Below are 10,701 nucleotides of genomic sequence, written 5' to 3'. Positions count from 1 at the left end.
TCTTGAATATAACTTGCTACCCTACCAGCAGAATATTCTAACTCTCCTTCGCGATTGTGCACGATTGCCCAGGATAGACACGCGCAAATTCAAGTTCTTTACTTTGCGCAAATTGGGATATGCTTTCTTAGTTTCACTAGATTTTTTCCAGTAAGTTCCTGTCATTTTACGCATATCAGCAGGATCCCTATATGGTTGAAAATCTGACTTCTTCAGTTTTACGACAGTGACCTTAGTTGCTGCATCAACTGGATGAACTATAGTAGCAACAGGCATTGCCAACAGTGCAGCAGCTATAGCAACTTTAAATTTTGTTCTCATTTCTATCTCCATTTCAAAACAATTTAGCTATATTTTACTACACTGAAAAAGTATTAATGCTTATCTTTAACATATTTAAAGAATAAAGCCCAGATAATAATTGCTACAATCAGTAAAAAGATAAAGGCGTGCTGTGTACCAATGGCAGTTGGCATACCAGCCTTTGAATGAAACGCATTTTGGCTCACGGCAACGATTGCGGAAGTAACTGAAGTACCAACGGCACCAGCGAATTGTTGAACAGTACTCAAAATAGCATTACCTTGGGTAACCCACTTTTTATCAATACGGCTAAGAGCATAAGTCATAACATTGCCAAGGATCATGCCCATTCCGCCCATGTACAGAATGTAGACTAACATGATGAAAATGTTAGACATGTTTCTAGAGAAGATAGCAAAAATGGCTAACTCAGAGATCATCAAGTAAACACCAGCCAAGGTTACGTTTCTTGCACCGTGCTTATCAAGTAAATTACCACCGATTGGCCCCATGATTGCGCCAACTGCACCTGCTGGCAACACTAATAGTCCAGCAGTCATTGCAGTGCTGTTGTTGGTTAATTGGATGTAGTTCGGAAGCAAGAAGGCATTACCAAGTGAAATCATTTGGATTAAGAAGAAGCCAAGTACTGTTGCGGCAAAGTATTTATTTTTGAGTAAGTCTAGTTTGAGTAAGGGATGCTCAAGACTCTTAGTTCTTTTAACCAAAAGGATTGCGGCAATAACTACAAAGATTAATGGCAAAACAATTTCTAAGATATTGCCGCTACTCAAATTGCTGAAACCATAGATCGCTCCGCTGAAGAAAATGGCAATCAGCAAAAAGCCTGGTACATCGATCTTTTGCTTAACCAATTCGGACTTCTGCTGGATACCCCAAAGTCCTAAGAGTAAGGAAATGATGATAAAAGGGATTAAAAGGTAAAATACCCAACGCCAACCTAAGCTGTTGATGACGATCCCACCAAAAGTTGGTCCTAGTGCAGGAGCAGCGCCCGTGATCAAGTTGCCTACGCCCATCATTGTCCCAATCTTTGACTTAGGAACTTGTTCCAAAATGATATTGAACATTAGTGGTAAGGCAATCCCTGTTGCAATTCCTTGAATTACTCTACCTAAGAGTAAGAAAACAAATGATGGCGCAATTGCATCAACGATAAGTCCTAGCAGAAATAAAACGTTAGCTGTTAAAAACAAATTTTTCGTTTCATAACTACTTTTTAAAATCGCAGAGATTGGCACAATAATTGAAATTGCCAATAGATAAATTGATGTCATCCATGATACGACGTTGGTTGAAACACCGAATTCTCTCATCAATGTTGGAAAAGCAATATTCATCGAAGTTTCAACGATAACTCCGCAGAACGACATTAGGCCTGTGGCGACAATAGCCGCAAAAACTTTTGCAGGAATTTTATCACTTGATTTAACCATTTTTAATTACGTTCAACACCTTTCTAGTAATTTCTAATTCTTCATCAGTAAAGTTAGCTCTTAGTTTCAAATCATCTTGCTTCATATACTCATGAATTTTTTGAACCAAAGTTTGAGCTTTCTCGGTTAATTTAACTAACTTTTGTCTCTTATCATTGGGACTAGCAATTCGTTCAACTAATCCCCTCTTCTCCATTCGTTGAACCATGATGGTCGTAGTTGAGCGACGAATATCGAATTCTTGCTCAATTTCATTTTGACTAGCCGTGTAATTAGGCATATTTGATAAATAATCAATAACGGACATTTGCGTGCCAGTAATGTTTAAACTAGTGGCAAAGTGATCACGTTCTCGTTCAATTTGTGTTATTGCCTGTTTAACTAATTTTTTTATCGGTTCCATTTACTACTCCCTTCATTTGTATTAGGTGTCTACCATATAATAGATTTGCTTTTGTTAGATATCAAACAAAAGCAGAATAAAAAAAGAGAATTCATTTTCGAATTCTCTCTTTTCAATCTAATTCATATATTCAATATCTTGTTTCTTGAACAAGTCGTAGCAAATCAAGTCCTTTGAATCCAAATCTGCCTTATGCATATCTACTGCATTGATCCGGTTATTGTCATAAGTAGTGAAGTACAAAATGCCTTTATCCAAGTTCATACAATCAGAATACATAGTGTATTCATAGCGATTGTCTTCTACTTCATCCAAGCCTTTAGGTTGTTCAACAGAATGCAAAATGTGGAAGTAGTTAGTTACGTTTTCTGCTTCATCCTTCCCCTTAGGAGCATGTGACAAAACGAAAGCGACTTTAACAAAACGAGAACTTGAATCCATACCACCAGGCAAATGGTGAGTACCAAGACCTCTACTGTACAAGTTGAGATCGACATTAGGAACTAAAGTGTTCTTAGGATTATGTGGAGTAACATCGGCATAGTCACTCAACTTGATCAATTGATCTGGAAATTCAGGATTGTTAGTTAAAACATGAACTGGATTGTCGTAAACGTGCAAACCTGACTTAGTGGATTCAACTACGATGCTCTTGCCAGATTTATCACTTAAAATCCAGTGCAAGTCAGCTACAGGTAAATTATCTGAAAAGCTAACGTTTAAAATACTTGCATCAGCTAAGATTTCCTTAACATCATCGGTAGTTTCGCAGTTGCTTAACAAATATGGCGTTAATTCAAAAGAAGTAATATTCTTCTTACCTTCCATCTTTGGGAAGTAGTGATTAGGACCTTGGAAGTTTAAACCAGCAATACCCAGCCCCTTTTCATTAATAGCATCACATAAAAGTGGATAATCATCATTAACCACGGAAACACCGATAAAAGCGTAGTGAGACTTTTGCGTTGGCAATTCTCTGTATTCAAATTCATAGTTTCTTGGTACGATAACTACCTTTTGACCATAAGCAATTTCATAATCAAGATTTCTACCAAAATAGTGATCACTTGGACTATAACAAATTGATGTACACATTTTTTGTGCCTTTCTATAACTCAATTTTGTATTAACACTTGTCATTCTACTACTTGGTAACAATTATTTAAAACTAATAAAATCATAGGCTTTAGCAATTATTATTTTAATGAATAAATGCTTCTGTCTGCTCAGATGGTCAATTATAATTATTATAAAAAATAGGAAAGGAAATGATAGATATGCCCCAATTGACCAAACGTGTCACGATGATTGAACTGTTCTATGACTTGGTATTTGCTTACATGATTTCGCAAGCAACAAGTCTAATTCACCATTTGAGTCATGGGACAGTTTCACCAATTTCATTTTTGATTTTTGCAGTAGTTGTCATCGTGTTCATTAACTCTTGGATGGTTCAATCCGTTTTTACCAATAGATTTGGCTCATCAAGCTGGACGGATATTGCCTTTTACTTTGTTGATATGATGATTTTACTCTACATGACAAATTCATTTGGCAATACCAGTTCCGAAAATATGACTACATTCTTTATGGCTGCTAGTCTTTTATCACTCACCCTACTTTTACAGTATTTGATTGTTTATTTCAAAGCAGATTATCAAGCCGATAAAGATATCGCCAAAGTTTTCAGTGGAATTTTGTTATTTAGAACTTTGACTTTATTGATTGGTGGTCTTTCAAATGCTGGTTGGGCCAGATTAGTTGCCTTTTTGGGATTATCATCAGCTGGATCTTACCAAGCTTTACAGGTAAATATACTAAGAAGCATCCGATTATCTTCTCTCACTTACTTGAAAGATTGACTTTGCTGATCATTATTACGTTTGGTGAGACGATCATTGGTATTGCTGATTACTTTAAGCCAAGCAACTCAATTTTTGTCTTCTTTACTGTTGCTAGCTTATTCTTTGCTTACATCGCAGAGTTCGATCACTTAATTGAAGAAAAGAAGACCGGACAAACTGGTAATTTATTAATCTATCTTCACTACTTTATTTTGTTTGGCCTGAGCCTGATCACTGTCTCATTGATGTTTATTAGTGAAAAAGAAGCTAATTCATTGTTTGCGATTTCTTGTTTGTATGGCGGGATGCTTCTCTTCTATATCGGTATCACTATTGCCATTACCTCCAACAAGCCCCAGTACAATTCAATTAATAAAATGAACTTGATTGGTTGGATAGTAAGTAGTTTATTGATTGGTTATGCAATCAGTTTGCTTAACCCAAGTTTATTTATTGTTGCTCTTTGCAGTGCGGTAGTTGGCATCTTCAACGCTGGTATGAAAGTCAGAGTTTTGTATCAGCGCTAACTTAAAATAATAAAAGTGCGCCAGAAATTAGTTCTGGCGCGTTTTTTATTGGCCTCATTCATGAATTAAACAGGTAGTTGTCTTTTTTAAAAACACATGATATTTTTAGTTACTAAAAGTAAGCTAGCAATATTCTTAAAGAAAAAATTTAAAGGAGTGACCTACCATGAAAGTAGAATTAGGTATTTCAACTTTTGGAGAAACAACCCCACTTGAAAAGACTGGCAAGGCAATCAGTCATGACCAAAGAATTAGAGATTTAGTTGATGAAATAGTTTTAGCAGATAAATTAGGCATTGGTGCTTATGCAATTGGTGAACACCACAGAAAAGACTTCGCAGTCTCTGCACCTGAGATAGTTCTAGCAATGGCCGCTTCAAAGACAAAGCAACTTTCTAGTGCAACGACCAACTTGCCAACGATTAATTCAATCAGAGTTTATGAGCAATACGCCACAATGGATGCTATTGCTCCTGGTCGAATCGAAATCATGGCTGGACGCGGTTCATTCACTGAAGCTTTTGACTTATTTGGTTATGATTTAAATGATTATAATGACTTGTTCAAAGAAAAGCTGGATATGTTGTTAGCAATAAACAAAAACGAAATTCTGAATTGGCCTGGTGGCAAATTCACACCTAAGGTAGATCATATTGGTATCGAGAAGCCTTTACCAATCTCACTAGCTACTGGCGGTAGCCCTGCGTCAACGATTCGTGCAGCTGAGATGGGCTTACCTATCGTTTATGCAATTATCGGCGGCAAGATGGAACACTTCGCACCTTTGATCAAACTTTACAAAGCAGTTACGGAAAGAACAGGACAAGATTTAAGTAAAATGCCAATTGCGGCTCACTCATGGGGTTGACTTGTTTCTACTTGCATTTACCAATTGCTTCTATGCCACACGAAGATATAGTGAAACTGCATGTAAAACTTCCTCATTAACAATAGCAGGATTCTTGTAGCGACCATAAGGAACGTTAATCTGACCTTGAGAATTTACACGAAATAAGCCATTAAATCCAGTTTTATTAAGATAAATGAATCTTGCAGCACGTTCTGTATTAGAGCGTTTTTGTAGTTCACCAGTACGATCCCAAGCACGCATTTGGTAATAGTAGTCACTACTGTTATTAAGCTCATGCTTTTTGAGTAAATGGATTAAAGAATCGACGTCATCTCTTACTACTAAGTAGGTATTGATTAATTCATCATTAAAGTCGTTAATTACGGGGTGTGGACATTGTATATCCAAAAAAACAGCGCCCCCTCCCACGAATGGTTCGTAATAATCTTTAATCTTTGACGGCAAATAACGTTTTATTTCTGGTAATAATTGTCGCTTTCCCCCAGCCCATTTGACAAAAGGCTTAACTAAAGGATTTTTGTGTATTGTCATTGTATAAGTTCTCCTTCAGATTCTATTTTCCAATTTAAATACTAATTAAAAATGCGACTAACTTCCAGTAGCATCATTTTTAAGTATTTATTATTTTATGCCTGCTTTAGGGCCTCTAATCTATTCTGATTATCTCATGTAAACTGGTTCAATGCACATCGAATTTCTTTCGATACCTGATAAAAGTTGTCCGCTTGATCCCGGTATTCCGAGCAACATCTACATCACTCATGCCCGCCTGATAAAGCTTAAAAGCATGTTGCAAACGGGGATCATCTTTGGCATATTGGGGTTTGCGCCCATGATATTTCCCCTGCCGCTTAGCTAAGGCAATCCCTTGTTGCTGGCGCTCAATGATTCGCTTACGTTCACTTTCGGCCTGATACTTATAGAGTTCAATAATCAAGTTGGTCATCAGTTGACGTAAATTTGGGTCAGCAATCCCTGTCATGGACGGCAAATTTAACACATCTAGGGTGGCACCCTTATTTTGAATGGAGTTCATGATCTTAGTCAAATCATGGTTGTTTCTGCCTAAGCGATCTAATTCAGTGACCATTACAATATCACCCTCACGAATATAGGCCAGCATTTTTTGCAGTTCTGGCCGATTAGTGTTAGCCCCACTTAATTTATCCGTAAATAATTTATCAACGTCTTTTAAAGCCGCTAACTGTCGATCTAAATGTTGCTCCTTGGAACTCACACGCGCATAACCGATTTTAGCCATTTTCAGCTCTCCTTTTTTGGACAGTTCTAATGAACATCTGTATTTCCTAGTATAGCACAAAAATAAAAACGGCCACTAGGGTATACCCTAATGACCTTTTTTGATCTATCAGCTGACGTCAACTTTCATCTGGTAAAAAGCCGTGTTCGACAATCAATAACTGGCGTGCCATCGTCTCAACCACGGACTGCAGATCTTCAAACTTGCGATAATGGCCACTGGCAATGAGTCTGGTGGTGACCGCCGTTTGTTGGGCGATTAAGGCAGAAACTACACCGAAAACGTCATCGACTGACAGGCCCTCACGACGAGGCAGCTGTTCAATTTTCTCGCGAAAAATGCGATCGATTTCAGCGGATATGGCAGTTGTTTCTTGCTGCACTTGTTGTCGCAACGGTTCGGGAAAATGCGGTAAATCAGCATAGGCTTGCATCATCAAGCGGTATTCAGCTGGGAATTTGAATTGTAGTTTCAACTTATACTTAACTGCAGTGGTCATCATGGCAGCCAAGCCAGGGGCATTCTGCCACTTTTTGGGGTCCATGTGATCATAAATTCGATGATAGGCATATTTGAAAGCGTCAAGATACAGCGCTTGTTTATTGCCAAAATAATGGAAGAGCAAGCCCTTAGATACTTGTGCTTGGTTGGCAATCTGATCGGTTTTGCTCTTGATGAAGCCTTGCTGGCCGAAAATTTCCGTCGCTGTTTTGAGGATTCGGGTGACCTTTTCAGGATCTGTCACAACATTTTTCATAGGCTCAAATCCTGACGGCGATAACCAGCAATGCCAAGAATAAATAATACTATAGCGCTAACAACCATCACGATTAGCCATGTTTGATCAACGTTTTCAACCGGTACATTGGCAATCCAGCCAAAAGGTGTGAAGTTGCCTGCGTGTTTTGGCAAATCAAACAATCCCCGGAAAATTTGAACGATCAGACCGGCTCCCATATACAGCCAGAATAGACTGCTTAAGCGTGGCCACAGACCGACTAGTGCGATGCCAAGGGCGATAAACGATATCACAGCCGGAACGCTAGCCACGAATAGGCGACCGAGGTACTTGAGCGGCAACGGGTGACTGAGAACAGTGTTCCCAGTGAAGAACAAGGCCAGCAGCCCAGCAGAAAGGACGAACACGCCTGCCAGCAGACCAAAGCAATAGTAGCTGACACTGATCGTGGTTCGCGTTGGCTTTTCGGCATGAATGACGCTCAAGTAACCAAGGTTGTCATCGCGTTTGAGTCGGAATGCCACTTGGACGCCAGCAGTCACGGCTAATGCGACGAAAATGCCGAGATACATGCCTAAGAATGACAGGACCATGGTCTGATTGGCAGCGTTGATTTGGCCAACATCTAGTATTTTACGATAAAGCGGATTCGTTTTAAGAATGTCGCCAACGCCGCCGAGCACACTACCCATGACGCCGCCAAACACCACGGCGCCGATTAACCACCCAGCAAATAATCTGCGCTCAGTTCGCCACAGTAAGGCAGGGATCGAGCGAAGCCAGCCGGCAGCTTTGGCTCGGCCGGTGCGTTCAGCAATAATCCCGGCGCCCAGATCGCGGTTGCGGGCAATCATGGTGGCGCTGGCCGCAAGCAGAATGCTGACCAGTAAGGCCAAACCTAAAGCCCAGACGTTGTTATCAGTATAGAAGTTTGCTTTTTCGAACCAACCAATTGGTGATAACCACGTCAGATTTTGATGCTGGATATCGGTGACCAGCCGAACCAAATAAGCGGCAGTCAGCACCATGTAGCTCAACATATTGGCTGTACGTGTGTTATTGGTTAGTTGCGCGAATAGCAACGCAATGGCTCCGAATAGCAAGTTGGCGATCACCATCCCCAGTGAAAACAGGAAGTCACCGTACAAGTCAGTACCACCCATGTTGACAGCGGCCAACGAGACAAAATAGAGGATACCCATTATGGCACTGTCGATGAGAAGCTCAAGCGAAGCGGCGGTGATGGCAGCCGTTCGCCCAACATTGCGAGCGCGAACCATTTCGAGCAAGCCACTTTCTTCTTGACCGCGGGTGTTGCGAATCATCAGCGGCATAACCCATAAGGCCTGCAAAATAATCATGAAGACGACCATCACACCAGCAAACACAATCGCTGTGTTATACGTGTCCACCTTTGGCATCGCGCCAAACATTGCCGCCATGCCCGGCGCTTGCAGCATTTTGACAATCTCTTTAGAGCCCGAGGCCCCGCCTGCAAAGGCTGCTTCCAATTTGCCAGCACCACTGGCAATCATCATGATCAAAATGACAAGCCAGATGAGTGAAAATTTTAGATTTTGTTTGAGGTTTGCCCGAAGCAGATAACCTGCGTTCCGATTACTGTGCCGCATGAGTCTCACCTTGCTTTCCATAATAACGCAGGAATAACTCTTCCAGCGTTGGCGGCGTTGATTGCATGTCGACCACGGTGTTGGCGGCCAGTGTGGTCATGATGGTGCCAAGCGCGTCTCGATCAGCGGTGAAAACCGCCTTGGTGTGCTCGGAATCGCGATAAGTGAGGTCGTGAACGCCAGCTTGCTTTGCCAAAGCAGTCATTGGGGTAGCGGTGGTGACTTCAATTTTGATCCGCGATAGATGCCGTAATTGATCAAGATTGCCGCTCTCAATCACACTACCATCACGGATGATAACAATTGAATCACACATTCGCTCGACTTCGGACAAAATGTGGCTTGATAGCAGCACACTTTTACCGGCTCTTTTCAGTTTTAAAACTTCTTGCTGGAAAGTCTGTTCATTTAATGGATCAAGCCCAGAAGTGGGTTCATCAAAAATATACAAATCGGCATCTTGCGACAACGCAGCAATTAACGCTACTTTTTGACGATTGCCTTTTGAATAGGTACGAGCTTTTTTCTTCGGATCAAATTCAAAGGCCTTGATTAGTTCATCGGTCTTTTGATTATGCTGGCGGCCATTTAAACGTAGCAATAGGTCGATAATTTCGCCGCCAGAAAGATTTGGCCATAAATAAACGTCCCCAGGAACATAGGCGATGCGTGGATGAATCGCCGCATCATCCCGCCAGGCATCTTTGCCGAAGACGGTCACTGAGCCGCCACTCTTTTTTAATAAGCCTAAAATAGCTCGAATGGTCGTGGATTTGCCGGCCCCATTAGGTCCTAGAAAACCCAGAACCTGACCGGGTGCCAACGTGAAACTGACATCTTTTAATGCGGCAAACTTGCCAAAGTTTTTTTGAAGATGGTCAAGTTCGATAATAGCTGTTGTCATTTTTGTCATCCTCCTTAAGGTCAAACTTGAAACACGTTTTAATATGTCGGTATCTGATCAACCTTTTCCAGTATAGTCGCGATTGACTGACGAGTCAACGAATTATTGACTCGTCAGTCAATTTTTTTGTGACGCCGGATTTACAATGTAAGTGCAACACCTAAATAACTAGACCAAAAAGGCCATGAAGCCTTAAACTTATAAGTGACAAAACCAATAAGTTAGGACGGACTTCATGGCCCAATCTAAAGATACCATCAAAAAATCTTAGAAACTGTTTAGTATCTTTTGAGAAGTAACCTGATAAAAGCTAACGAAACCATCATGAGACTAGTGTTGAGCTTACGCTCACAGTTACGCCATAAACGATGATAATTTCCCAACCAACTAAATGAACGTTCAATGAGCCACCGTTGGGGGATAACCGAAAATTGGTGTAACTCATTTCATTTAACGACGATTACCTTGGCTGAGGTTAAACTGCTAATCTCATTGGCAAAATTTTGGCCGGTATAACCACTATCAACCATCATGGTTCGAACCAATTTAAACTGCTCTAAATTAAGGGTGACGAGTGCAATCGCCCCGTCACGATCAGTGATGTTAGCCCGGGTAATATGGATAGCTTGCGGGAATCCATTGATGTCGACGGCTAAATGGCGCTTAATGCCGGAAATTTTCTTGCCACCATCGTAACCCTTATTTTCAGCGGTAGCGGTGTTCTTAATGCTTTGGGCATCTTAAATGAAATGAGTTACACC

At 40.7% G+C, this 10,701-nt stretch carries 9 protein-coding genes and 3 pseudogenes; 2 read left to right on the top strand and 10 right to left on the bottom strand.

Going from position 1 to position 10,701, the window contains the following annotated elements; all coding sequences use genetic code 11:
- Positions 1–21: 21 nt before the first annotated feature.
- The 4 genes from BN1206_RS05060 to bsh form a co-directional block, all read right to left on the bottom strand.
- Positions 22–321, bottom strand: coding sequence for a hypothetical protein (locus BN1206_RS05060; protein ID WP_369792933.1), 300 nt, complete (start codon positions 319–321; stop codon positions 22–24).
- Positions 322–374: 53 nt separating this feature from the next.
- Positions 375–1,760: an MFS transporter gene (locus BN1206_RS05055; protein WP_052543004.1), complete on the bottom strand. Its 1,386-nt coding sequence runs from the start codon at positions 1,758–1,760 to the stop codon at positions 375–377.
- Positions 1,753–2,163: a MarR family winged helix-turn-helix transcriptional regulator gene (locus tag BN1206_RS05050; RefSeq protein ID WP_052543003.1), complete on the bottom strand. Its 411-nt coding sequence runs from the start codon at positions 2,161–2,163 to the stop codon at positions 1,753–1,755. Before BN1206_RS05050 ends, BN1206_RS05055 begins: the two co-directional genes overlap by 8 nt.
- Before the next feature lie 117 nt (positions 2,164–2,280).
- Complete coding sequence (bsh, locus tag BN1206_RS05045) at positions 2,281–3,258, bottom strand: choloylglycine hydrolase (protein WP_013641959.1); 978 nt, start codon at positions 3,256–3,258, stop codon at positions 2,281–2,283.
- Positions 3,259–3,431: 173 nt separating this feature from the next.
- Between bsh and BN1206_RS10340 the strand changes: the two are divergent.
- Both BN1206_RS10340 and BN1206_RS05035 read left to right on the top strand, forming a co-directional pair.
- Positions 3,432–4,534: pseudogene (locus BN1206_RS10340) on the top strand (low temperature requirement protein A).
- Between the two features lie 166 nt (positions 4,535–4,700).
- Positions 4,701–5,399, top strand: a pseudogene (locus tag BN1206_RS05035) (LLM class flavin-dependent oxidoreductase); the annotation flags it as partial.
- Positions 5,400–5,432: 33 nt separating this feature from the next.
- Here the strand turns inward: BN1206_RS05035 and BN1206_RS05030 are convergent.
- The 6 genes and pseudogenes from BN1206_RS05030 to BN1206_RS10070 form a co-directional block, all read right to left on the bottom strand.
- Complete coding sequence (locus BN1206_RS05030) at positions 5,433–5,936, bottom strand: DNA adenine methylase (RefSeq protein WP_197072911.1); 504 nt, start codon at positions 5,934–5,936, stop codon at positions 5,433–5,435.
- 148 nt (positions 5,937–6,084) lie between these two features.
- Positions 6,085–6,666, bottom strand: a complete 582-nt coding sequence (locus tag BN1206_RS05025) for a recombinase family protein (protein ID WP_003672587.1) — start codon at positions 6,664–6,666, stop codon at positions 6,085–6,087.
- A 118-nt stretch (positions 6,667–6,784) separates the two neighbouring features.
- The gene (locus BN1206_RS05020) at positions 6,785–7,423 is read right to left on the bottom strand and encodes a TetR/AcrR family transcriptional regulator (protein WP_002324164.1); all 639 of its coding nucleotides are present in this window, start codon (positions 7,421–7,423) and stop codon (positions 6,785–6,787) included.
- Positions 7,420–9,036, bottom strand: coding sequence for an ABC transporter permease (locus BN1206_RS05015; protein ID WP_052543002.1), 1,617 nt, complete (start codon positions 9,034–9,036; stop codon positions 7,420–7,422). Before BN1206_RS05015 ends, BN1206_RS05020 begins: the two co-directional genes overlap by 4 nt.
- Positions 9,023–9,940, bottom strand: coding sequence for an ABC transporter ATP-binding protein (locus tag BN1206_RS05010; RefSeq protein ID WP_002324166.1), 918 nt, complete (start codon positions 9,938–9,940; stop codon positions 9,023–9,025). Before BN1206_RS05010 ends, BN1206_RS05015 begins: the two co-directional genes overlap by 14 nt.
- Before the next feature lie 278 nt (positions 9,941–10,218).
- A pseudogene (locus tag BN1206_RS10070) lies at positions 10,219–10,680 on the bottom strand (IS5 family transposase); the annotation flags it as partial.
- Positions 10,681–10,701 lie beyond the last annotated feature (21 nt).

The sequence above is a fragment of the Lactobacillus sp. OTU4228 genome (assembly GCF_001006945.1).
Classification (GTDB): domain Bacteria; phylum Bacillota; class Bacilli; order Lactobacillales; family Lactobacillaceae; genus Lactobacillus; species Lactobacillus amylovorus.
Note: the sequence above shows the minus strand (reverse complement) of the source record. Positions and strands in the feature narration are given on the sequence as shown.